The sequence below is a fragment of the Gallibacterium genomosp. 2 genome (assembly GCF_000771895.1).
Lineage (GTDB): Bacteria > Pseudomonadota > Gammaproteobacteria > Enterobacterales > Pasteurellaceae > Gallibacterium.
On the sequence record NZ_JPXY01000047.1, the window covers coordinates 51,222 to 74,542 of the forward strand.

The following is a 23,321-nucleotide window of genomic DNA, read 5'->3' on the forward strand; positions in this document are numbered from 1 at the left end:
AACCTTTCTCAAAAATAGATCAACTATATAGATAGAAAAACTCCTTAGTAGCTAAACCACTGAGGAGTTTGACAAAATGGGAACGCAGAAACTTAATCCACAATCCTATTCATTATAAATTTCTAAATTACTTACTTCACTTTCCTGACGTTTTTTACTGCCATCACTACGCATTTGTGCAATTTTGTCTAAATATTCTTGCGTAATATCACCAGTAATATATTCACCGGTAAACACAGAGTCATCAAAACTTTCGATTGCCGGATTTTCTTGGCGTACAGATTGTTCCAACGCAGAAAGATCTTGATAAATCAATTTATCAACGCCGATCAATTTTGCAATTTCATCAACAGTATGTCCATAAGCTATCAATTCGTGTGATGTTGGCATATCAATACCATAAACATTCGGATAACGAATTTCCGGCGCTGCCGAAGCAAAATAAACTTTATTCGCTCCTGCTGCTCTTGCCATTTCCACAATTTGTTCAGAAGTCGTACCGCGCACGATAGAGTCATCCACCAATAACACATTTTTTCCTTTAAATTCAGAAGAAATAGTATTCAATTTACGTTTTACCGAATTACGGCGCTGTGTTTGTCCCGGCATAATAAAAGTACGACCAACATAACGGTTTTTCACAAAGCCTTGACGATAAGGTTTATTCAACACATTAGCAATTCGCAATGCGATATCATTAGATGTTTCTGGTACAGGAATAATCACATCAATATCCGCCAAAATATCACTCCATTCGGTCGCAATTTTACGTCCGAGATATTCCCCCATATGCACTCGAGCTGCATAAACAGAAACGCCATCAATATAAGAATCAGGACGAGCAAAATAGACGAACTCAAAAATACAAGGTGATAATTTTGCATTGTCTGCACACTGTTTTGAATAAAGTTTGCCATCAAATGTTACATAAATCGCTTCACCCGGATTAACATCACGCACAAATTCAAAACCGACCGCATCCAATGCAACGGTTTCGGATGCAAACATATACTCTGTTTTTCCTTGATCTTCGCGTTTACCTAAAACCAAAGGACGGATACCGAACGGATCACGGAAAGCAATCATTCCGTGACCAATCACCATCGCGACGCAAGCATAACCGCCACGAATATCTTTGTGTGTACGTTGAATGGCATAGAAAATATCATCTTCATCCAAATCGTGTTTATTAATTTGTTCAAGATGATAAGCCAAAATATTGAGTAATAATTCTGAATCGGAATTGGTATTAACGTGTCGGCGAGCAAGACGGAATAATTTTTCTTTCAATTCATCAGAATTGGTTAAATTACCGTTATGCACCAAGGTCAATCCATAAGGTGAATTAACATAAAAAGGTTGCGCTTCTGAAACACTAGAGCTGCCGGCGGTCGGATAACGAACGTGCCCCAAACCGGCACAGCCTTGCAAACGCAACATATGTTTTTGTTGAATTACATCACTGACCAAGCCGTTCGCTTTACGCAAACGAAAACGGTTTTCCTCATCTACGGTTACAATTCCTGCGGCATCCTGTCCACGATGTTGTAATACGATTAACGCATCATAAATTGATTGATTAACGGTTGAATGCCCAAGAATTCCCACGATGCCGCACATTATTTTTTCCTCTATTCTATGATGAAGTAAGTTAGTTATTTTCAATCCACAGAACAACGATAAAACATTGTGCTATGAATTGCTCTGACTTGGAAAAAGCAAAACTTCCCAAGTGAAACCGTTATACCACCGTGAACGGTAGGCTTTCAGTCACGAACGAAATTTTAATGAAACTTGAGTGAAGCTGTAACTGATGGAAAAACCAATCAACCACAAATCCGAAATGTGGAATTAATTTTGAGGCTTTCCACCATTCACTCTGACTGAAATTCGTAAAGGTATCCAAAAAGAACAGCATTGCTGCAATAATCAATACCCCTCGTAATAAGCCGAAACACGCACCCAGAACGCGATCCGTGCCACTTAATCCTGTCTTTTCAACCAGTTTTGAAATAATGTAATTGATTAAACTACAAACAATTAAGGTAACAATAAAAAGAATAACAATTGCCGTACCATTACGTAGATATTCTGATTCTATTTGCTGGAAAAACGCGGCTAAATAAGGATAAAAATGACTGGAGATAAAAAAAGCTATCAACCAACTGGCTAAAGATAAAACTTCTCGAACAAATCCACGAAATAAGCTAATAATTATCGAAAAAGAAATAATACCAATAATAATATAATCGATCATTGTAAACTCTCTGTGGCGCAAAACGGCGTATATTCTACAAAAAAAGAACACGTTTGCGTAGTGCTAATTATGGGAATTCTTCAACTTTCTCCAAATTGATCGCTTTTATCATTTTTACCGCATTAAAAATAGTCGGCAGATGAATTTTTACACTTAGAATCAGCGATCAATTTTTGCTATTTACACTTGTGGTAAGTGATCCGTGCCATTCATTTGCACTAATTGAAACGATTGTTGCTCTGCCGATTGTTGATAATTAAAAATACTGATACTGCAATTTGCCAAACTCACACTCACGCCTTCTTTGCGGTGATCCTGCCAACGATGACCACCTAATAACGACAACAATAACCGTAATGTATGTCCGTGAGAAACAATCAAAATATTACCTTGTTGATGCACTTGAATAATATCCTGAATCGCTTTATATGATCGTTCAGCCAATTTTGCAAAAGGCTCACCTTGATTATACTGCTCAATATTTTGATCATACGCTTTCGGATATTTGACTAAATTTTGGAATGCCTGCGAAGCACGAATTTCATCAATTTGAATACCTTCCCATTTTCCAAAAAACTGCTCATTTAATCCTTGATGTTGAAACAATGGAATTGGTCGCGCTCCTATCACGTAACGCGCGGTGTCAATGGCTCGTTGTAAACAACTAGAATAAGCCGCCACAAAAGGTACCTGTTCTAATGCCTTGCCAGCAGCCAATGCCCCAGCAACACCTGCTTCCGTTAATGCCGAATTGCCCTGCCCTTGAAGTAACCCCTTTTCATTCCATTCTGTACGTCCGTGACGTAAAAAGTAGAAAGTCAGATTTTTTTGCATTGTTTTCCCTATTTAAATTTAAAATAGCAAGCATAACCATTTTTTATGCCTTGCAGATAAAAAATTGCCCTCATCATTTAGAGGGCAAAATAAAATTAAGCTTGTTCACTTTCAGCGTGTTTAGCCGCTGTTTCCTTTAATAGCGATTGTAATTCGCCTTTTTGGAACATTTCCAACATAATATCGCAACCGCCGATTAATTCACCTTCTACCCAAAGTTGTGGGAAAGTTGGCCAATTTGCATATTTTGGTAGCTCAGCACGAATATCAGGATGTTGCAAAATATCAACATAGCCGAAAGGCACTTGGCAATTCATCAACACCTCCACCGCTCTCGCAGAAAATCCGCAAGATGGGAATTTTGGTGAACCTTTCATATAGATAAGAATAGGATTTTCACTAATTTGTTGTTTAATTCTTTCAATAGTTTCCATTATTTGACCTCAATTAAAATGGGATAAAAAGTGACGGGATTGTAACATAAGCATCACTATAAACCAATCTCACTCATATTGGTTACCAACTGCCACCAGCACCGCCACCACCAAAGCCACCGCCACCGAAACCACCGCTGTTTCCGCCGCCAAAACCACCGCCATTGTGATGATCAAACGGATCGCCACCGATATAAATATTACCCGGTCGATAATGACGGGAACGAGGGCTGACATAAGTTTTACGTTTATGGTACTCACTTAAAAATACCACTAAAAAGAAAAATGCCACCATCAACAAAGGAATATAATCGTGACGTTCCGGCTCTTGCAGCTGTTCAGGTTTAAACTCTCCCTGACTCGCTGCCATAATATAATTTAGCCCTTGTGCAATACCAGTAGCATAGTGATTTTCACGAAAAGCCGGCGTAATAACCTGCCTAATCACTTTACCTAAAAAAGCATCTGGCAACGCACCTTCCAAGCCTTGCCCAGTTGCAATAAAAATTTTGCGATCATTTTTAGCAATCAGCATCAATACGCCATTATTAAGCTGTTTTCTGCCAATTCCCCAACGATCACCAAGCGTAAACGCATAATCAGCAATCTCAATACCATTGGTTGACGGAATCATCACCACTGCAATTTGTGAGCTGGTTTTCTGACTATAGTTAATCAGCTGTTGCTCAATTGTTTGTTGCTGTTTTTCGGTCAAAGTATGCGTGTAATCATTCAAATACCGAAATGGTTGCGGCGGTGGCGGATAACTCGCAGCAAAGGCAAATTTAATGAAAAATAGACAAAAGAACAGACAAAAAGCATATTTTTTCATTTAATCACCACTTCATTCGGTAATTCATTTTTATCATCTTCTTGATAAGGGAAATATTGAGCCAAACGCTCGCCAATCATTGCTATCGCATTAACAATTCCTTGGGTATATTGTTTCTGTTTTGCCTGCTCGACAATCAAATCACAAGCACGCTTCCAGAAATCTGCCTCAACATATTGATCTATTCCCTGATCGCCAACAATCGCACACTGTTTAGATTGCAAAGCAAGATAAATCAACACCCCATTACGTAATGCTGTTTTTTCCATTTCCAACTGCTGAAATAGAAATGTTGCCTGCTGCAATGCACTCCGACCTGCATCCGATTTTTTTCGTTCAACATAAACGCGTAATTCTGCCGATGTTTTCTTTTCCAAATCGGCAATCGCCTGTTCGATCACCGATTTTTGAATAGGTTGGCTAAATAATGACATCACTGTTCCTAATTAATTAAAATTGACTACAGGTGCTTTTTCTGCACCGACATCTGCTTTGAAATAAGGTTTTTCATTAAAACCGAATAACATTGCCACCAATTTTGTTGGGAATGTACGAATTTTTTTATTATAACTTTTTGCCGCTTCATTGAAGTTATTACGCGCAACATTAATCCGATTCTCAGTGCCCTCCAATTGGGTTTGCAATGTTAAAAAGCCTTCATTAGCTTTTAATTGCGGATAATTTTCAACTGTTGCCAATAAACGGGATAACGCTGAACCGACTTGATTTTGTTGAGCTTGGAATTGCGTTAACTGTTCTTCTGTCATATTAGCAGGATCAATTTTTACCTGTGTTGCTTTAGCGCGCGCTTCTACCACACCTGTCAACGTTTCTTTCTCAAAATTAGCCTGACCTTTTACCGTATTCACTAAATTCGGGATTAAATCGGCACGACGTTGATATTGTGATTCTACATTCGCCCATACAGAATCAATATCTTCTTCCGCTTGTACCAATCCGTTATAACTTCCCATCACGGTAAAGCCAAGCACGATCGCAACTAAAATAATAATTAAGGTACTTTTTTTCATAATTTCCTCATTAAATAGATAAATAATTCGACTCATCATAACCACATAAGTCACAACAACAGCAACTAATCATAGATTTTGTGAGCCATATCACAAATTCCTTGCTAATTATAAAACAAGATTAGAGTAAAATACTAAACCTCATTATCGTAAAAAACGTCAAGGAGAGAGCAATGAGAACATTAAAATTGGGTATTTTGGCTATTGCTACAACATTGGTATTATCTGCTTGTAGCACCCAACAAAATACGGAACAACAAGCTGCTCAACGTTTAGTTGATCAAACCACTTTTGCAGTTAACTGGGTACAACAATCTGGAGAATATCAAGCATTGGCATATCAAGCCTTTAATATTGCAAAAATCAGCTTTGATAAAGCCAAAGTTCATAAAGGTAAGAAAAAAGCGGTAGTTTCCGATCTAGATGAAACATTAATCGATAACAGTGCTCACGCCGCTTGGCAGGCAAAAAATTTACAGCCTTACAGCAGTAAAGTATGGACAAAATGGGTAAATGCTCGCCAAAGTGCTGCCGTTCCTGGTGCAGTGGAATTCGCTAATTATGTGAACAGTCACGGCGGTACAATGTTCTATGTGTCAAACCGTAAAGACAGTAATGAAAAAGTAGCCACCATTGATGATATGAAACGACTCGGTTTTACTGGGGTTAATGATAAAACGCTATTATTGAAGAAAGATAAATCTGCTAAATCAGAACGTTTTGCTGAAATTGAAAAAATGGGCTATGAAATCGTAATGTATGTTGGCGATAATCTTAATGATTACGGTGATGCAACTTATCACAAACCAAATGCAGAACGTCGTCAATTTGTCACAGAAAATGAAAGCAAATTCGGTAAACAGTATATTGTATTACCTAATCCAAACTATGGTGACTGGGAGGGTGGCTTAGCTCCTGACTATTTCAAAAAATCTGCTTCCGAACAGTTAAAAATTCGTGATGAAGCATTAAAAGCGTGGGATGGTAAATAATTTTTCTAATACGAAAAGGGCATCTTATAAAATGCCCTTTTGTTTATGTTTTTATACTATGTGTTAATTTAAATAAGTAAATACTTTTACCACTTTTCTGACTCCATTCACTTGACGAGCGACATCAACCGCAGCGGCAGCTTGAGACTGAGTCACTTTACCAATTAAATATACAATACCATTTTCAGTTACTACTTTTACATCCGTTGCTTTTACATTGCCGTTTACGAATAATTTTGATTTTACTTCTGTAGTTATCCACGTATCCTTGCTTGCCTGCATAAAGCTAACCTTTTCACCGATCTGGATTTCATCATAAACATCAGCGACATCTTTAACGCCACGCGCAAGATTAACAGCGACTTCTTTAAGATCGGCACTCGGCGCTTCGCCGACCAATAACGCACGACCATTATAAACAATCACACTAATATGTGCCTGTTCATTTAATTGTTTATCTTTACGCAATGCATCTGCAACTCGCAGTTCTAGTGTTTGGTCATCAATTTGCGTACCGGTGGTGCGAGGATCCATCGCCACTTTGGTTGCCAATGCTCCACCACCAACAACAGCAGCAGTTACACAACCTTGTAACAAAATTATTACACCAACCATTGCTGTTACTTTAACCAATTGTTTCCATTGAATATTACGCATTATTGCCTCCTTTTTTTCATTAATGAGAAAAGAGTGAAAAATCAATTAATTCACATAATGTATTAATAATAAACAGATGCTGTTCTAAAATTCGCACCTCTTTTTGTACCGGAACGGCGATATTAATATCGTTTTCATCCAGCAAACCATTAAGATGATCGTTTTTATCCCCGGTTAACGCAACCACTAAAATATCTTTATCTTTGGCACAACGGATTAATGAGAGAGAAACTTCCTCAGTATCCGGTGTCAAAATCACGAAGATATCACCACTGTTTACGACGGCATTAAACTGTTTTTGATAGGCTTCCGACACACTGTTATCACTGATTAAAGCCGCACCGACAACGCCATCCAAGCCGAGCAGTATCGCCGGAAAACTAGGACGAGCCAGTTGATAACGATTAATCAGATTCGCGACTAATAATTGCGCATTAGAAGTAGAACGCCCATAGCCGAACACCACAATTTTATTACCGCGTAACAAACATTGCGTTAATTCATTCGTCGTCTTTGCCAATATCTCCGGAATGACGGCGGCGGTGGCAATATGCCCTTTAATACTCTCTTCATATAGCGCTTTTATTCGATCCAACATAATATCAGCCATTTATTTCTATAAAATTTTGTAACCAGGTGATTTGATGAGCAACCCCATCAAAAGCGATTAAATCAAATCGGCAATTTACCGTTTCCAAACTTTGTTGCCGTAATCCTAACCATAAATTTGCAGCTTTCAATAATTTTTGTTGCTTTGACCAGGAAACACTTTCTACCGCAGAACCGAATTTTGCGCTTTTCCGTTGTCTGACCTCAACAAAAACCAGTGTTTTTCCGTCTTGCATAATCAGATCAATTTCTCCACATTTAAAAGTCTGATTAGCAGCAATAAATTTTAAGCCTTTTTGTTCTAAAAAACGGCGAGCTTGTTGCTCAAACTCGCCGCCTTGCTGTCTTGGTTTGAATAATGACATTCTCAATTAATGAATGGTTTTTATATTGCCGTTATCATACTGCATCCAGGTCATTGCTCTTTCAATATTGCAGCCTTCACCGGCGCTTAATACCCCGGTTAGACCATTAATGCTATAACCCGGAATCTGACGAAGTTCAGCAAATTTATTGATTAACACCCACGCATCTGCTCCCATCGCATATAAACGAAGTAATGAATAATCACCATTCGCAATTTTAAGTGCTTGTTGATAGCTTGCAGAATTTAAATCACTTAAGAGTGGAATATCACTAAATTTCACACCATTCATTGTTAAGCGGTAATCTGGCCCATTGTTAGCGGAATTGCTACGTGAAGTAGCGTAAATTGCAATATCGTGCGCATCAGAATTATCCAATGCCGTTTTAATTTCCTGCAACTGCTGACTATCCGCCACCACATAAATCGCATTCACTTTACCGTTCATTGTCGCATTTTTTAGATTCGCTAAAATATCATCAACTAAAGTATAGTAATAAGTATTCACGTCCGTACCTGCAAGGCTTTGCCATTTAGCATTAAAAGCAGAAGCACTACGTTGTCCTAAATCGTTCTGTGGTGCAAACACCAAAGGATTGACTTCGCCATCATTCCACATTTTAACAGCAGCAGCTTGTGCTTCATCTTCTGGCGATAGTCCATAATAACAAACACCTTGTATCGGACGCATACTTGGTGCAGTATTCAATGTTAATACACTCAAGCCTTGTATCGCATTTCCATTTAATAATGCATCCACATTATCTTTTAATAACGGGCCGACAACCGCTTGCGCACCTTCCTGTTTTGCCTGATTAACCAAGTCTGTAACATTAGTTCCTGCCATTGTATCGTAGGTTTTTACTACTATCGGAGAGTTACCGCGAGCATCGTTAAATCCCTGTAAAATTGTTTTACCAATTAATTCACCATTACCGCTTAACGGTAATAACACGGCGATTTGTTGAATATTTAAATTCTCAAAATTGACCACACCACGTAAATCAGTCGGTAATAAATAAGCTGCTGAATGGTTGGCATAAGTGGTTTTCCAATTCTGAATCGCAAAACGCATTTGATCGGGCTGTACAATGTGATCGTTATATACTTTTGCCAAATCAATCCATCCTTTTAACGCCACATCATTATCATCTACAATTAAGCTGTTTAACGTATTTTTATCCAAATTACGCAATAACCCCCAGATCACATCATTATTTTGTTGTTTACGTTGCATATCGGTAATAAAACGATCCATTTGTACGTGTGCATTAATTGCCCCAACCGCATCGTGACTATTTTCCGCAATTTGAGCTAGTACCGCATAATAACGCACTTTTTGTGAATTGCTGAGGCTATCTAACTTAATAGTATTCAACAAGGTTGTTGCCGCACTGTTATCACGCTGCATTGCCAATAAAGTTGCTTTCAAAAGCGAAGCGTCCAACTGTTGTACATCGTCTAAATCAGTCAAAGATGATAACAAACTAGAGGCTTGCGCCACTTTATTTTCATTTAGTAATGCACGAATCGCTAACAATTGATAATTTACCTTTTCATCCTGATCCTGACTACTATTTGCCTTATCCAAGTAAAAATCGGAGCTGGCATAGGCTTCATTTTGTAACATCGTATTATTTGAACCAATAAGACTGCTACATCCTGCTACACTGATCATTACGAAAAAACTCAGTAAAAGATTTTTAAAATTCATTCGTTGTAATAGAATGTTCAACATATATATACCTATGATAATTTAAACTATCATTATAAAAACAAGACCACTCGACCTTTTGTCGAGTACAAATAAATCTTACTTATCTCTTAGTTTAAAAGCAATAAAAGACTTAATTTATGAGCAATTTATACGGAACTTTATATATTGTCGCTACGCCAATCGGCAATTTAAGCGATATTAGCCAACGTGCGTTGGACACTTTCAACCAAGTTGATCTTATTGCGGCAGAAGATACTCGCCATAGTGGTTTATTATTAAATCATTACGGCATTAAAAAAACACTTTTTGCTTTGCACGATCATAACGAACAACAAAAATTGGAAATCTTAATTGATAAATTACAACAAGGTTCTAATATTGCCTTAGTTTCCGATGCCGGCACACCGCTTATTAGCGATCCTGGTTTTCATTTAGTCAGAGCCTGTCGTCAGGCAAATATTCGTGTTGTACCTATCCCGGGTTGTTGTGCCGCAATTACTGCACTTTCCATTGCTGGCATTGCCTCCAACCGCTTCTGTTTTGAAGGCTTTTTGCCTGCAAAAAGTAAAGCACGCCTTGATCGCCTTGCCGAATTAAAAACGGAAACACGTACACTGATTTTTTATGAATCAACGCACCGTATTTTAGAAAGTTTGCAAGATATGCAAACCGTTTTCGGTGCAGATCGCTATTTAGTGATTGCCAGAGAATTAACCAAAACGTGGGAAACGGTTTACGGCAATCAACTTGCAGAAATGATCGCGTGGTTAAAAGAGGATGCTAATCGTTGTAAAGGTGAAATTGTATTGGTGGTTGAAGGCGCAGTTGAAAATAATGAAGAACAATTTAACCCTCAAGCATTATTAAGCCTGAAATTAATCAATCAACAATTACCTTTAAAAAAGGCAGCAGCGATTGTTGCTGAAGTTTATGGCTACAAGAAGAATGCACTTTATCAATATGGCTTGCAACATTTTATGCAGCAAAATTAAAACTATAGCAAAGGAATGACTATGCATCACTATTATCTTGAAATGCAAGAACATTTTTTATACGTTCCCTATTATGACCATATGCGTCGCGTGCGCGTTTTATTGCCGAAAAACTACTATAAAAATCAATGGCAACACTACCCAGTTCTTTATATGCACGACGGGCAAAACGTGTTTTATAGTAAAGAATCTTACTCTGGCTACTCTTGGAAAGTGATTCCTACCTTAAAAAAACACCGCGAGTTTCCGCAACTGATTGTCGTTGGCATTGATAATGCTAGTGAACGACGTTTAGATGAATACGGCCCTTGGCGCACCGAAGTTGGTAATAGTGAAGTTTCAAGAAATACTGGTGGAATGGGAATGGAATATGGTAAATGGGTGGTGGAAACGGTTAAACCTTTTATCGACCAAAGTTATCGCACGAAACCGGAAGCACAATATACCTTGCTAGCAGGCAGTTCAATGGGTGGAATTATTACTGCTTATATGGGAGCTGCTTATCCTGAGATATTTGGACATCTTGGTATTTTTTCTCTTGCTTCATGGTTCAGTGAATCAAATTTTCTTGAATTTCTTCATTATCATCCATTCAATCGCAACGGCAAAGTATTTATTCAAGTTGGCACAAACGAAGGAGATGATGCCGATGCCGAATATATTTCCAATATGAATCAAGCCTATATTGATTGTACACTACGTTATTATCAAGCACTATTGCGCACAGGACATCCAATTGATCAAATTCGACTTCGCATTATGGCAAATGAAATTCATCACGAATATTATTGGGCAAATCATTTTGCAGAATTCTTACACTTTTCACTACTGGAATAGCATTTTTTGCAATTTGCTCATTTAGTTTACAATAAATCGTTAGGATTACACGATAAATCCGATATAATGTGCGCCATTTTTTAACTACATAATTTAAATGTAAATATTAAAGATTGAGGTGATTATGACTCCTGTCATTGCCCTAGTTGGGCGTCCGAATGTGGGAAAATCCACATTATTCAACCGATTAACTCGTAGTCGTGATGCACTTGTCGCTAATTTTCCGGGATTAACTCGTGACCGAAAATATGGTCAAGGTCAATTAAACGGAACGGAATTTATTGTTATTGACACCGGTGGTATTGATGGTTCAGAACAAGGCATTGAAGAAAAAATGGCGGAACAATCATTATTGGCAATTGATGAAGCCGATATTGTTCTTTTTTTGGTCGATGCTCGTGCTGGCTTAACTGCTGCGGATATTGGTATCACACAATATCTTCGCCGTCGTGAAAAAACCACAGTGGTAGTAGCAAATAAAATTGACGGTATTGATGCCGATTCACATATTGGCGAGTTTTATCAATTAGGTTTAGGAGAAATTGTTCCTATCGCTGCATCACAAGGTAGAGGGGTAACACAATTAATCCAAGATGTTCTTGCCCCTTATCAAGAAGATAATAATGAAGCCAAAACAGAGAACGAGGAAGATTTTGATTTTGCTTTTTCCGATACTGATTTTTCTGATTTTTCTGATTTTAAAGCTACTTCAATCAATGATGAAATTATAGATGACAGAGAAGAAGACGAAGATTTAGAAGATAATGCTGAAACAGAACAAAAACCGATTAAAATTGCGATTGTTGGTCGCCCAAATGTTGGCAAATCCACTTTAACCAATCGCATTTTAGGTGAAGATCGTGTCGTAGTTTACGATATGCCGGGTACAACACGTGACAGTATTTATATTCCGATGGAGCGGGACGGTCAGCAATATACCATTATTGACACCGCAGGTGTGCGTAAACGTGGTAAAGTCACCCTCACCGTAGAAAAATTTTCGGTCATTAAAACGTTGCAGGCAATTCAGGATGCTAATGTGGTATTACTTACCATTGATGCGCGTGAAGGTATTTCCGATCAAGATTTATCACTATTAGGCTTTATTCTAAATGCTGGTCGAGCTTTAGTCATTGTTGTTAATAAATGGGACGGATTAAGTCAAGAAATCAAAGATAACATTAAATCCGAATTAGATCGCCGTTTAGATTTTATTGATTTCGCTCGTGTTCATTTTATTTCTGCACTACACGGCAGTGGTGTTGGTAATCTTTTTGAATCTATCAACGAAGCTTATCAATCCGCAACTAAACGTTATTCAACATCGCTATTGACACGGATTTTGCAAATGGCAACCACAGAACACCAACCGCCAATGATTGCTGGACGCAGAATTAAATTGAAATATGCACACCCAGGTGGACATAATCCTCCAATTATTGTAGTACACGGTAACCAAATTGATAAATTACCGGATTCCTATAAACGTTATTTATCCAATTATTACCGCCGTAGTTTGCAAATTATCGGCTCTCCGATCAGAATGTTATTCCAAGATGGAGATAACCCATATGCTGGTAAACGTAACACATTAACACCGAACCAATTACGCAAGCGCAGACGTTTAATGAAATTTATTAAGAAATCAAAACGATAGTAGATCAAGGCTTCTCTCAAGGAAGCCTTTTTAATTTAGATTAATGCAGTTTTGGCTTACCTAAAATTTAACAGTAAAAACACAATTGTATTTATCACAAGAAGAGAAAAAATGAAAAATGAGTTAGCCGGTAAGCCGAGTTCTGTCGTGGACAATCATTCATCTAGGCGACTATTTGCATAGCCGCTCAAGCAACCTACCCGAACTCTGAGCGGGCCACCCATTGAGTTCCTATTTGGTCTTGCTACGAGTGGAGTTTACCATGCCGTGAACTGTTACCACTCACGCGGTGCGCTCTTACCGCACCCTTTCACCCTTACCTGATCTCTAACGAGCCATCGGCGGTCTGCTCTCTGCTGCACTGGTCGTAGGCTCGCGCCTCCCGGACGTTATCCGGCACTCTGCCCTATGTAGCTCGGACTTTCCTCTCGTCTACTTGTCCCCTAGGTCGTTTTCACGGTTGAGGGCTTCAATAAACCAGCGATTGTCTAGCTAACTCGGACGCGAAGTATAGCGGATTTTTGCTTTGGAATATAGTAAAAGTTTAAATTTGTGTTTTTATTCGCTTTTTTCTCCCTAACCGATTAAAATATTTGGCAATTTTTATTGCGTAATTGGAGAAATTATGGATTATTTGCAAATTGCTAAAGATACGTTAGCAATCGAACAGCAGGCTCTTATTCGATTACAACAACAACTTCCTGAAAATTTTCAACAAATTGTCGAATTGATTTTGTACTGCCAAGGGCGTCTTGTAATTGGAGGCATTGGAAAATCCGGACTCGTTGGAAAAAAAATGGTTGCTACTTTTGCTTCAACCGGTACCCCAAGTTTCTTTCTACATCCAACAGAAGCATTCCATGGCGATTTAGGTATGCTAAAACCGATTGATGTAGTGTTACTAATCTCCTATAGCGGTGAAACCGATGATGTCAATAAATTAATTCCGAGTTTGAAAAACTTTGGCAATAAAATCATAGCGATGACCGGTAATTTACAATCCACTTTAGCAAAACATGCTGATTATGTATTAGATATCAGTGTTGAACGTGAAGCTTGCCCTAACAATTTAGCCCCAACCACTTCTGTGTTAGTGACAATGGCATTAGGTGACGCTTTAGCAGTTTCATTAATCAAAGCTCGTAATTTCCAAGCGAAAGATTTTGCCAAATTTCATCCTGGAGGTAGTTTAGGTCGTCGTTTACTCTGCAAGGTTCGCGATAAAATGCAAACGACACTACCTATCGTTCACGCCGATACACTCTTCCTTGATTGCCTAACCGTAATGAATGAAGGGCGAATGGGTGTTGCTTTAATTATGCAAGATAAAAAGTTACAGGGCATTGTTACTGATGGTGACATCCGCCGAGCAATGAGCCGCTATGGAGAGGCTGTATTACAAAAACAGGCTCAAGATTTTATGACTGCAACCCCAAAAACTATCAATCAAAACAGTTATTTAGGTCAAGCAGAAGATTTTATGCGTCAAAATAAAATCCATTCACTTGTGGTAGTCGATGATCAACAGCAGGTTGTCGGCTTATATGAATTTTCAAGCTAAGGAGGATCTATGTCAACAATCCAACAAAAACTCGCCAACATCAAATTAGTGATCACCGATGTTGATGGCGTTTTAACCGATGGTTCACTTTATTATGGCGAAAGCAGCGAAGATGTTGAAGCATTTAAAGTCTTTAATGCCCGTGATGGCTTAGGAACCAGAATGTTATTAGAAAGTGGCATTCAAGTCGCCGTTTTATCCGGTCGCGATTCTAAGGTGTTAAGAAGGCGGATTGCTGATTTAAAAATTCCTCTGTTTGCTTTAGGAAAACTGGAAAAAGAGAGTGCCTGTTTCGCACTAATGCAACAAGCTGGCGTTCAAGCTTCTGAAGTACTTTATATTGGTGATGACAGTGTTGATTTACCAGCATTTAATGTATGTGGTGTTACTGCAACCGTAGCCGATGCTGCGGATTATATTAAATCCCAAGTAGACATTGTTACTAAAGCAAGTGGTGGCAAAGGTGCATTCCGTGAGATTGTTGATATGCTACTCGCCGCACAAGGAAAAGAAGCTATCTACACTACAGCGCAAGGCTTTCTCCATTCCGCAAAGAAAATGGCACAATAATATCGAAAAACAGTAGGATATTTTTCTACTGTTTTCACTAATCATCACCGAATTTTTGTTAAAAATACGAAAAAAGTGGTGTGAATTGATCCACACCACTTTATCTCAATTAAGAAAGATCATTCAACAACAAACTGTGCGTATCATCTAAAGCCAGATTCATATAACGTTCATACTGTTTCAGAATATCAACGATTAACTCATCTTTACTCATATATTGCACATCATAGCCCTCTCTACCATCATTAAAAAAAGTGATCGGTTCATAAATATTATGCTGTTCAATATGCGGTAAACTGTCATCCTCAATCAATAGATTGGATAATGAACGCTTTTCGCTGGCAACACCATATAAAAAGTTATGAATGTTGTCATTTTTAATCACTAATGCAATACGTAATTGTGAATATGACTTGATTTTCACATTTAAACCATAATTTTTTAATTCAGACTCCACTTCGGTAAATGCCGGAATAACAATTTTATCAAAAAAGGCTTTAATATCAGCACGTTGTGGTTGACTCATTATTTTATTTAAGCGGTCTCGCCAGTTTTTACCACTCCAAACTGAACTGCCGTGTGCAAATTTTTTCGAGAAATACTGGCTGTCCACCATCAATCCTCGCCATAATCCTAAGCAAAGGAATAGCATAATTAAAGTAAATGGCAATGCAATAATTAATGTCATTGTCTGTAATGCTGCCAAACCACCTGAACGAAGTAATGCAATAGCTAACGACGCCAACAACACTGCCCAGAACACGCTTTGCCAGGCTGGTGCTTTATCTTTCCCTTGTGAAGCAATATTATTAATCACATAAATACCTGAATCTGCCGAAGTGATAAAGAACAATGCAATAATCAGCATTGCAATTAATGAAGCAATTGTCGAACCCGGTAGCTGTTCAAAAAAAGCAAACAAAAGCGCTTCGGTATTATCACTCAATGCAGAAAGTGCACCTTGCGACTGCTGATCTGCCCAAATTGCGGTATCACCAAAAATAGTCATCCATAAAGCATTAAACAAAGATGGAACAAATAATACGCCTAAAATAAACTCACGAATTGAGCGACCTTTAGAAATTTTGGCAATAAATAGTCCCACAAAAGGCGCCCAAGAAACCCACCACGCCCAATACAACACTGTCCAACCATTAAACCACGATTTTTTCTCTGGCTCATTAGCAAAAGTTTTAAAACTTAACTCAATGAAATTACTAAGATAATTTCCAACATTTTCTGAAAAATTGCTGAACAGATAAATCGTTGGTCCGGCAATTAACACGAAAATCATTAATAAAATTGCCATCCCTAAGTTAATCTCGCTTAAACGTCGCACACCTTTTGCTACACCAGTGATAGCTGAAATTGCTGCCAATGTCATCACTACAATAATAATCACAGAAAGCGTAGTTAAGCTGCGATCATCCATCCATCCAACTGCGTGCAATCCAGCATCAAGCTGCATTGCTCCATATCCCAATGTTGTTGTCACCCCGAAAACTGTACTACATAGTGCAATAATATCAATCAAATGCCCCCAAAAACCGGACACTCGATGTTTCAGTATAGGATAAAATCCGGAGCGGATTGTTAATGGCAATTTATAACGAAAACTAAAATAAGCCAACGTTAAGCCAATTACTGCATAAATTGCCCAAGCATGAATTCCCCAGTGGAAAAAGGACAGTAACAGTGCATTTTCCACTTTTTCCGTATGTGAGGCATTTTCAGTTAATGGCGCAACATAGTGCGAAATCGGTTCGGCTACACCAAAATACATCAAACCGATCCCCATTCCGGCAGCAAATAACATTGCCATCCAAGATATAAAGGGATATTCAGGTTCTTCATTTTCAGTGCCTAATTTTATATCTCCTAAACTACTGGCACAAAGCAATAATAAAAACAGAATAAATATTGAAACAGCAACGACATAAAACCAGCTAAAGTTATCAAAAATATTATTTTTTATATCATTCAGCAACTTTTGTGTCGTTTCTGGCACAATAATTCCTAATCCAGTCACTAACAAAATAAATAATAGACTAGGTAAAAAAATTGGTGCTTTAAATGTACTCGTCAACTTTAAATAATGCAGTAAACGCAAAATAAATTCTCCTCATTGATTGTATGATCAGCAATATTGCTAACATTTGATGAGCGAATTCCAATAAACAATTTGAAATTCTAAAAAGATAGAAAATAGTAGAAAATTCAACTACTTTTATTAGATAGAAATATCAAAATTCCCAATAAAATATGCTTAAAGCTCAAAAATACTAACTTATTATGCTAAAAAAATCAAATTTATGGTTTTTAATGCTATTTAAAAAATAAAAATAGCATTAAAAACTAACCTATATTATGGTTTATAACCTATGTCTTCTTGAGATGGATTTGATGCTGCTTCTCTAGCTAACACATCGCAACGCTCATTTTCCGGATGACCGGCATGTCCTTTTACCCATTGCCATTCGATTTGATGTGGTGCAATAGCTTGATCCAATGCAATCCATAAATCTTGATTTTTTACTGGATGTTTTTGTGCTGTTTTCCACTGATTTTTTTTCCATTTCTGGATCCATTCCGTAATGCCTTTACGCAAATATTGACTATCGCTATAAAGTGTTACCGCACAGGGTTCTTTCAATAAATTCAAGGCAGTAATCGCAGCCAATAACTCCATCCTATTATTTGTTGTCAGTATATACCCTTGTGACACTTCTTTCTGGTGTCGTTTATAGCGTAACACAATCCCAATTCCCCCAGCTCCGGGATTACCTAGGCAAGAACCGTCTGTAAAAATGTTGATTTTTTTTAGCATATTAAAACAAGTGTTGTTAAAATGAAGCCCAATTATAGAGCGTTAATCTGAAAAAGAAAAATCACTATGCAAATGGATGAAAACAGAATTGTAGTACTCGATACCGAAACTACTGGAATGAGCGGAACCAGCGAACCTCAAATCGGTCATCGTATTATTGAAATCGGTGCAGTTGAACTAATTAATAGACGTTATACTGGGCGTAATTTTCACGTTTACCTGCAACCAGATCAACAGGTCGATCCAGAAGCGGTTGCTGTTCACGGAATTACTGACGAATTTTTAGCGGATAAACCTCGTTTTAAAGAGATCGCACAAGAATTTATTGATTTTATTAAAGGTGCTGAACTGGTCATTCATAATGCTCCGTTCGACGTGGCATTTATGAATCAAGAATTTGCATTGCAAGGACAAACGTTAACTACGAATGATCTGTGCAAGGTAACTGATTCACTAAAAGTCGCACGCCAACTTTATCCCGGAAAGAAAAACTCCTTAGATGCATTATGTAGTCGTTTAGGAATTGATAACAGTAAGCGTACTCTGCACGGAGCTTTACTAGATGCTGAAATTCTGGCAGATGTCTATTTAGCAATGACCGGTGGTCAAGGTAGTTTACAGTTGGATACTGAACTGGTTGTAGCAACTCAACAACAAGAAGTTCAACAACAAATCCAATATAGAAACACACCACGAAAATTATTTGTGCTAAAACCTTCCACAGAAGAAATTCAAGCACACCAAGAATATATTGCATTAATTAATAAAAAAAGTGGTGATCAATGCCTTTGGCAACAAAATTTGGAGCAAGATCCACATAAACTGAATTAACCACAATCTTACTCTGCGCTTGCATTCTGTGCAGGCGCTGATTACAATTCACCCCTTTGTATTTATACCCTTTGTGGTATAACCTGACCTGAGATCAGAAAGAGAATTAAAAAATGACAAAAACTTATGCAAAACCTGAGCTGCTCTCTCCTGCCGGCTCATTAAAAAATATGCGTTACGCCTTTGCTTATGGTGCTGATGCAGTTTATGCAGGGCAACCTCGTTACAGTTTACGTGTTCGCAACAACGAATTTAACCACGCTAATCTAAAAATCGGTATTGATGAAGCTCACGCCTTAGGCAAAAAATTCTATGTTGTTGTCAATATCGCACCGCATAACTCAAAATTAAAAACGTTTATTAAAGATCTAACCCCTGTGATTGAAATGCAACCGGATGCATTAATTATGTCCGATCCCGGTTTAATTATGATGGTTCGTGAGCATTTTCCACATATGCCAATTCATCTTTCGGTGCAAGCTAATGCCGTTAATTGGGCTAGTGTAAAATTTTGGCATCAAATGGGGTTAACGCGCGTTATCCTTTCGCGTGAACTTTCTCTTGATGAAATTGCTGAAATTCGCAAACAAGTTCCTGACATTGAAATCGAAGTTTTTGTACACGGTGCACTTTGTATGGCTTATTCCGGTCGCTGTTTGCTTTCCGGATATATCAATAAAAGAGATCCGAACCAAGGCACTTGCACCAATGCTTGCCGTTGGGAATACCAAGTAAAAGAAGGGCAAGAAGATGAAATCGGTAATATTGTCGATCCTAATAAAGTTATTCCAATAAAAAATGTTGCACCAACATTAGGTGAAGGTGCAACAACCGATAAAGTTTTTCTATTAACTGAAAGTAAACGTCCAGACGAACAGATGCAAGCATTTGAAGATGAACACGGCACTTATATTATGAATTCTAAAGATTTACGTGCTGTGCAACACGTTGAAACATTAACGCAGATGGGCGTACATTCTTTAAAAATTGAAGGAAGAACAAAATCTTTCTATTATTGCGCTAGAACCGCTCAGGTTTATCGTAAAGCAATTGACGATGCAGCTGCCGGAAAGCCTTTTGACGAAAGCCTAATAACAACCCTAGAATCATTAGCTCACCGTGGTTACACCGAAGGTTTCTTACGTCGTCATACTCACGATGAATATCAAAATTATGACTACGGCTACTCTGTTTCCTATCAACAACAGTTCGTTGGTGAATTTACCGGTGTTCGTAAAAATGGAATGGCAGAAATTGCTGTGAAAAATAAATTCCTACTCGGAGATGAAGTTGAAATGATGACACCGAAAGGGAACATTGTTTTCACTATTAATCAGATGTTTAACCGCAAAGGTGAATCGGTTGAAGCGGCTTTAGGAGACGGACATTATGTATTTATTCCCATACCAGCAGATATCTGTTTAGATTATGCGTTATTGATGCGAAATTTAACTAATACAAATACAAGAGATCCACACGGCGAGAAAAAAAGTTAAAAAAGTTAAAAAAATATTAAAAATGTTATTGCAATATAAAATGTAACGCTATATAATCTTGTCCGTACCCTAAAATATGACTCCAAATGTTTGCCCCTCTATTTTTCCCGAATAGAGGGGATTTTTTTATTTGTAGTATTTCTATTTTTAAATCATATAGATATAGAAAAGCAATGCCATTTTTTACAGTATAATTACTGTATAGTTATACAGTATTGAATACTATAATATTGTCTGTTTAATGATCCAAAATGATCACTAAAGAAATGAATTGCACCAAAAAATTTCTTTAAATGTTACAAGATTTAACGAATTTAACATGAAAAATAACTAAATTGAGCTTGTTTGACTCTATCAATTTTTATTGAACTTTTTATAACGCTAAAGAACGCCATTATGTAAATTGATGCTTGGTTCTGCCTATCTGAAATCAATATTTTTTAGCCGTATTTGATCAATAGCTTTTTCTATAACGAAAGTATTAAATATTGATATCGAAAATAAAGACACCATTTTGGCTATTTTTTATCAAAAAAACTTTAATTTTTAAAAAAATATTGTAAAAAATTCAAACGAGTGTATAATAACGCACATCTGACGCGGGGTGGAGCAGCTTGGTAGCTCGTCGGGCTCATAACCCGAAGGTCGTTGGTTCAAATCCAGCCCCCGCAACCAATCCCAATTTTCCCCTCAAAAATTTTATAGTAATTTTTTAATATTTCTTGTAGAGATATGTATAAATTTCTCTTTTTTGAGACTACATTTCATCTATTTCGATCATACTAATTTCATATATTGCCTTATTTGAAAAAGAGTTTAATATCCCATCATCTGCAATACCTGCACTTACAGATGCCGCTATTTTACAAAAGCGTTTGTTAAGTCGTAGTCCTCTAGCTCTACAAAAAGCAGATATTGAAAGAATATATCAAGCTTCCTTTAATGGTGAAAAATTCTGCTAATAAGAAGTACAGTAGGAGAAAACCTACTGTACTTACCATTTGGCTAATTTACTCCTCTCCCCCAACAAAAACTCAATCACTGCTTTTACTCGTTTTAATTGTTGATGTTTAGGAAAATAATAGAGATAAAAAGCAGGAAATGATCGCCAATAAGGTTCTAATACCGGGATTAATTCCTGTTGTAGGTTTAACTGTTGATAACGTAAGTCAAAGATTCTGCCAATTCCCATTCCTTGTATAATTGCATCCATCATTATTTCAGTGTCATTAAAAATTAATTGTGATTCAAGTGCAATTTGCCGTTCTTCACCGTCAATATTTAAAGTTAATGGGTTTAAACGATTATGCGTCATAAACCGATGTCCGATAAATCGGTGATTTTTGAGATCCGCTATGGATTGAGGCACACCATATTTTTGCGCATATTCTTTGCTGACAAATAAACCTTCCCGCATTGGTGTCGTAAGTTGATGGGCAATCATTCCCTCCTCAATGCTATGTCCGAATCGTATGCCTAAATCGAAATGGTGATCCACAATATCAACCATCGCATTATTAATAGACAATTCAAGTTGAATATTGGGATATTTCCGACAAAATTGTGCATAGATCGGCTGGATAGCAATATAAAAAGCAACTTGCGGTAATGTAATTTTTACTGTTCCTGATGGTGGATTAGCGGCATTACTCAAACTTTCAAAAGCATCTTCAATCACATAAACAGCATCTTTCGTTTGTTTAATCAATTTTTCACCAGCTTCTGTTAATACTAATTTTCTTGTAGTACGTAAAATAAGCGGAAATCCCATTTCTTGCTCTAAGGATTGCAATGATTTACTCACTGCCGCTGCACTAATTTCTAACTTTTTAGCAGCAGCTGAAATACTGCCACTTTGCACAATAGTGTGTAAAAACAGAAGTTGTTGATAATAATTTTTCTGCATATTCTAAACTAATAGTTAAAAGTATTTTAAAGAATACTAGACTACTCTTTAATAAAATAGCTGTCTATAATAAAGTTGTTTTTTAAATAACAGACAGAGTAAGGAGTTAATATGAAAATTGCTGTAATTGGAGCAACTGGACTAATTGGTAAAGCGGTAACTGCTGAATTAGTTGCTCGTGGTCATCAAGTAATAGGAATTTCTCGTCACGCCGATTCACTACCGAAAAGCGGATAACTTTACCGCTATACAATTAGATGTCAATTCCACACAATTAGCTGAGCAACTTATTAATGTTGATGCGGTGATCAGTGCTTTCAACGGCGGTTGGGAAAATCCGAATTTAGTTGCTGATTATAACAAAGGAATGCAATCTATTTTGCAAGCAGCACAACAAGCAGCTGTGCCTTATTTATTAATTGTTGGCGGTGCTGGCTGTCTTTATGTGTCATCTGAGTTGCAACTTATTGATACTAAAGAGTTTCCTAAAGCTATCTATCCTATTGCCAATGCTATTGGTCAATTATTGGTTCAATTAAAACAAAATAGACAATTAAACTGGGCATTTGTATCGCCAGCGGCAATGTTTGCCGTCAATCCAGTCAAATTTGAGGCAACAGGGCATTATCGTATCGGTGGAAATCACGTTCTGTTGGATAAAAATGGGCAACCTGCTGATATTAGTCTGCCTGATTTAGCAGCAGCGCTTGCAGATGATGCAGAACAAAAAGCTCATTTACATCAACATTTCACCGTTGCTGAATAAACTGAAAATCCATTTATAGCGAAAAGCCACTCAAAATGATCTGCACCCCAAAAATTGGACTTATTATCCAACAACATACAGAGGTGCAGATTTTTTATGACTAAATATAACCAAACATTTAAACAACAAGTGGTAGATTTCTACTTTCAAC

The 23,321-nt window shown here is 37.5% G+C and carries 24 protein-coding genes, 1 tRNA gene and 1 other RNA gene; 11 read left to right on the forward strand and 15 right to left on the reverse strand.

The genetic code is table 11. The annotated features are described in order from the left end of the window. Positions 1-105 precede the first annotated feature (105 nt). The 7 genes from purF to P375_RS10055 all read right to left on the reverse strand — a co-directional run bounded on the left by purF (position 106) and on the right by P375_RS10055 (position 5,388). Positions 106-1,620 (reverse strand): amidophosphoribosyltransferase, encoded by a 1,515-nt coding sequence (gene purF / locus P375_RS10025; RefSeq protein WP_039136635.1) that lies wholly within the window; start codon positions 1,618-1,620, stop codon positions 106-108. A gap of 121 nt (positions 1,621-1,741) precedes the next feature. Further along, positions 1,742-2,257 carry a CvpA family protein gene (locus P375_RS10030; protein WP_021461723.1) on the reverse strand — a complete coding sequence of 172 codons (516 nt, stop codon included), beginning with the start codon at positions 2,255-2,257 and terminating at the stop codon, positions 1,742-1,744. 180 nt (positions 2,258-2,437) lie between these two features. Then, positions 2,438-3,091 carry a histidine phosphatase family protein gene (locus P375_RS10035; RefSeq protein ID WP_039136639.1) on the reverse strand — a complete coding sequence of 218 codons (654 nt, stop codon included), beginning with the start codon at positions 3,089-3,091 and terminating at the stop codon, positions 2,438-2,440. A 95-nt stretch (positions 3,092-3,186) separates the two neighbouring features. Beyond that, complete coding sequence (grxD, locus tag P375_RS10040) at positions 3,187-3,525, reverse strand: Grx4 family monothiol glutaredoxin (RefSeq protein ID WP_039136641.1); 339 nt, start codon at positions 3,523-3,525, stop codon at positions 3,187-3,189. Between the two features lie 82 nt (positions 3,526-3,607). Next, positions 3,608-4,357, reverse strand: coding sequence for a TPM domain-containing protein (locus P375_RS10045; RefSeq protein ID WP_039136643.1), 750 nt, complete (start codon positions 4,355-4,357; stop codon positions 3,608-3,610). After that, a complete protein-coding gene (locus tag P375_RS10050) occupies positions 4,354-4,791 on the reverse strand; it encodes a TPM domain-containing protein (RefSeq protein WP_039136645.1) in 438 nt (145 codons plus the stop codon). Before P375_RS10050 ends, P375_RS10045 begins: the two co-directional genes overlap by 4 nt. Positions 4,792-4,803: 12 nt before the next feature. After that, positions 4,804-5,388, reverse strand: coding sequence for a LemA family protein (locus P375_RS10055; protein ID WP_039136646.1), 585 nt, complete (start codon positions 5,386-5,388; stop codon positions 4,804-4,806). Between the two features lie 173 nt (positions 5,389-5,561). On the opposite strand from P375_RS10055, the gene P375_RS10060 reads away from it, so the two are divergent. Continuing rightward, a complete protein-coding gene (locus P375_RS10060) occupies positions 5,562-6,380 on the forward strand; it encodes a 5'-nucleotidase, lipoprotein e(P4) family (protein ID WP_039136648.1) in 819 nt (272 codons plus the stop codon). A gap of 63 nt (positions 6,381-6,443) precedes the next feature. Here the strand turns inward: P375_RS10060 and dolP are convergent, their stop codons facing one another. From dolP to P375_RS10080, 4 genes are read right to left on the reverse strand one after another with little or no spacing between them, the layout of a single operon-like run. Beyond that, entirely contained in the window at positions 6,444-7,037 is a 594-nt protein-coding gene (gene dolP, locus P375_RS10065; RefSeq protein WP_039136650.1) for a division/outer membrane stress-associated lipid-binding lipoprotein, read from the reverse strand. Between the two features lie 19 nt (positions 7,038-7,056). Further along, entirely contained in the window at positions 7,057-7,647 is a 591-nt protein-coding gene (locus tag P375_RS10070) for a D-sedoheptulose-7-phosphate isomerase (RefSeq protein WP_052121827.1), read from the reverse strand. Then, entirely contained in the window at positions 7,640-8,011 is a 372-nt protein-coding gene (locus P375_RS10075) for a YraN family protein (RefSeq protein ID WP_018346784.1), read from the reverse strand. The genes P375_RS10070 and P375_RS10075 overlap by 8 nt, the downstream gene beginning before the upstream one ends. Positions 8,012-8,017: 6 nt before the next feature. Next, on the reverse strand, positions 8,018-9,748 hold the full coding sequence (locus P375_RS10080; RefSeq protein WP_039136652.1) for a penicillin-binding protein activator: 1,731 nt from the start codon (positions 9,746-9,748) through the stop codon (positions 8,018-8,020). A gap of 116 nt (positions 9,749-9,864) precedes the next feature. Between P375_RS10080 and rsmI the strand changes: the two genes are divergently transcribed. The 3 genes from rsmI (at position 9,865) to der (ending at position 13,213) form a co-directional block, all read left to right on the forward strand. Beyond that, positions 9,865-10,719 carry a 16S rRNA (cytidine(1402)-2'-O)-methyltransferase gene (gene rsmI, locus P375_RS10085; protein ID WP_039136654.1) on the forward strand — a complete coding sequence of 285 codons (855 nt, stop codon included), beginning with the start codon at positions 9,865-9,867 and terminating at the stop codon, positions 10,717-10,719. Between the two features lie 15 nt (positions 10,720-10,734). Continuing rightward, the gene (locus tag P375_RS10090; RefSeq protein ID WP_039136656.1) at positions 10,735-11,556 is read left to right on the forward strand and encodes an alpha/beta hydrolase; all 822 of its coding nucleotides are present in this window, start codon (positions 10,735-10,737) and stop codon (positions 11,554-11,556) included. Between the two features lie 124 nt (positions 11,557-11,680). Then, positions 11,681-13,213: a ribosome biogenesis GTPase Der gene (gene der / locus P375_RS10095; RefSeq protein WP_039136657.1), complete on the forward strand. Its 1,533-nt coding sequence runs from the start codon at positions 11,681-11,683 to the stop codon at positions 13,211-13,213. A gap of 115 nt (positions 13,214-13,328) precedes the next feature. Here the strand turns inward: der and rnpB are convergent. Further along, an RNA gene (gene rnpB / locus P375_RS12000) (RNase P RNA component class A) lies at positions 13,329-13,713 on the reverse strand. 125 nt (positions 13,714-13,838) lie between these two features. On the opposite strand from rnpB, the gene P375_RS10100 reads away from it, so the two are divergent. Together P375_RS10100 and P375_RS10105 are read left to right on the forward strand one after the other, a co-directional pair. Beyond that, positions 13,839-14,774, forward strand: a complete 936-nt coding sequence (locus P375_RS10100) for a KpsF/GutQ family sugar-phosphate isomerase (protein WP_039136659.1) — start codon at positions 13,839-13,841, stop codon at positions 14,772-14,774. An 18-nt stretch (positions 14,775-14,792) separates the two neighbouring features. Then, positions 14,793-15,344, forward strand: coding sequence for a KdsC family phosphatase (locus P375_RS10105; protein WP_209434824.1), 552 nt, complete (start codon positions 14,793-14,795; stop codon positions 15,342-15,344). Between the two features lie 109 nt (positions 15,345-15,453). On the opposite strand, the gene P375_RS10110 is transcribed toward P375_RS10105, so the two are convergent. Further along, positions 15,454-17,454 carry a BCCT family transporter gene (locus P375_RS10110; RefSeq protein WP_039136665.1) on the reverse strand — a complete coding sequence of 667 codons (2,001 nt, stop codon included), beginning with the start codon at positions 17,452-17,454 and terminating at the stop codon, positions 15,454-15,456. Positions 17,455-17,709: 255 nt separating this feature from the next. Next, positions 17,710-18,171 (reverse strand): ribonuclease HI, encoded by a 462-nt coding sequence (rnhA, locus tag P375_RS10115; protein WP_039136667.1) that lies wholly within the window; start codon positions 18,169-18,171, stop codon positions 17,710-17,712. Positions 18,172-18,237: 66 nt separating this feature from the next. Here rnhA and dnaQ point away from each other — a divergent pair, with 66 nt between their 5' ends. From dnaQ to P375_RS10130, 3 genes are all read left to right on the forward strand, one after another. Next, complete coding sequence (dnaQ, locus tag P375_RS10120; protein ID WP_197494811.1) at positions 18,238-19,002, forward strand: DNA polymerase III subunit epsilon; 765 nt, start codon at positions 18,238-18,240, stop codon at positions 19,000-19,002. A gap of 113 nt (positions 19,003-19,115) precedes the next feature. Continuing rightward, positions 19,116-20,498: a tRNA 5-hydroxyuridine modification protein YegQ gene (gene yegQ / locus P375_RS10125; RefSeq protein WP_039136671.1), complete on the forward strand. Its 1,383-nt coding sequence runs from the start codon at positions 19,116-19,118 to the stop codon at positions 20,496-20,498. A gap of 598 nt (positions 20,499-21,096) precedes the next feature. Further along, a tRNA-Met gene (locus tag P375_RS10130) sits at positions 21,097-21,173 on the forward strand. Between the two features lie 319 nt (positions 21,174-21,492). Here the strand turns inward: P375_RS10130 and P375_RS10135 are convergent. Beyond that, entirely contained in the window at positions 21,493-22,404 is a 912-nt protein-coding gene (locus P375_RS10135; RefSeq protein ID WP_039136673.1) for a LysR family transcriptional regulator, read from the reverse strand. Positions 22,405-22,515: 111 nt separating this feature from the next. Between P375_RS10135 and P375_RS12830 the strand changes: the two genes are divergently transcribed. Then, positions 22,516-22,641 carry an NAD-dependent epimerase/dehydratase family protein gene (locus P375_RS12830; RefSeq protein ID WP_245176453.1) on the forward strand — a complete coding sequence of 42 codons (126 nt, stop codon included), beginning with the start codon at positions 22,516-22,518 and terminating at the stop codon, positions 22,639-22,641. A 10-nt stretch (positions 22,642-22,651) separates the two neighbouring features. Then, a complete protein-coding gene (locus P375_RS10140; RefSeq protein WP_245176455.1) occupies positions 22,652-23,170 on the forward strand; it encodes an NAD(P)-dependent oxidoreductase in 519 nt (172 codons plus the stop codon). Positions 23,171-23,321 lie beyond the last annotated feature (151 nt).

Coding starts and splice junctions, on each gene's coding strand:
- purF (WP_039136635.1), bottom strand. CDS start 1,620: ATGTGCGGCATCGTGGGAATTCTTGGGCATTCAACCGTTAATCAATCA.
- P375_RS10030 (WP_021461723.1), bottom strand. CDS start 2,257: ATGATCGATTATATTATTATTGGTATTATTTCTTTTTCGATAATTATT.
- P375_RS10035 (WP_039136639.1), bottom strand. CDS start 3,091: ATGCAAAAAAATCTGACTTTCTACTTTTTACGTCACGGACGTACAGAA.
- grxD (WP_039136641.1), bottom strand. CDS start 3,525: ATGGAAACTATTGAAAGAATTAAACAACAAATTAGTGAAAATCCTATT.
- P375_RS10045 (WP_039136643.1), bottom strand. CDS start 4,357: ATGAAAAAATATGCTTTTTGTCTGTTCTTTTGTCTATTTTTCATTAAA.
- P375_RS10050 (WP_039136645.1), bottom strand. CDS start 4,791: ATGTCATTATTTAGCCAACCTATTCAAAAATCGGTGATCGAACAGGCG.
- P375_RS10055 (WP_039136646.1), bottom strand. CDS start 5,388: ATGAAAAAAAGTACCTTAATTATTATTTTAGTTGCGATCGTGCTTGGC.
- P375_RS10060 (WP_039136648.1), top strand. CDS start 5,562: ATGAGAACATTAAAATTGGGTATTTTGGCTATTGCTACAACATTGGTA.
- dolP (WP_039136650.1), bottom strand. CDS start 7,037: ATGCGTAATATTCAATGGAAACAATTGGTTAAAGTAACAGCAATGGTT.
- P375_RS10070 (WP_052121827.1), bottom strand. CDS start 7,647: ATGGCTGATATTATGTTGGATCGAATAAAAGCGCTATATGAAGAGAGT.
- P375_RS10075 (WP_018346784.1), bottom strand. CDS start 8,011: ATGTCATTATTCAAACCAAGACAGCAAGGCGGCGAGTTTGAGCAACAA.
- P375_RS10080 (WP_039136652.1), bottom strand. CDS start 9,748: ATGTTGAACATTCTATTACAACGAATGAATTTTAAAAATCTTTTACTG.
- rsmI (WP_039136654.1), top strand. CDS start 9,865: ATGAGCAATTTATACGGAACTTTATATATTGTCGCTACGCCAATCGGC.
- P375_RS10090 (WP_039136656.1), top strand. CDS start 10,735: ATGACTATGCATCACTATTATCTTGAAATGCAAGAACATTTTTTATAC.
- der (WP_039136657.1), top strand. CDS start 11,681: ATGACTCCTGTCATTGCCCTAGTTGGGCGTCCGAATGTGGGAAAATCC.
- P375_RS10100 (WP_039136659.1), top strand. CDS start 13,839: ATGGATTATTTGCAAATTGCTAAAGATACGTTAGCAATCGAACAGCAG.
- rnhA (WP_039136667.1), bottom strand. CDS start 18,171: ATGCTAAAAAAAATCAACATTTTTACAGACGGTTCTTGCCTAGGTAAT.
- dnaQ (WP_197494811.1), top strand. CDS start 18,238: ATGCAAATGGATGAAAACAGAATTGTAGTACTCGATACCGAAACTACT.
- yegQ (WP_039136671.1), top strand. CDS start 19,116: ATGACAAAAACTTATGCAAAACCTGAGCTGCTCTCTCCTGCCGGCTCA.
- P375_RS10135 (WP_039136673.1), bottom strand. CDS start 22,404: ATGCAGAAAAATTATTATCAACAACTTCTGTTTTTACACACTATTGTG.
- P375_RS12830 (WP_245176453.1), top strand. CDS start 22,516: ATGAAAATTGCTGTAATTGGAGCAACTGGACTAATTGGTAAAGCGGTA.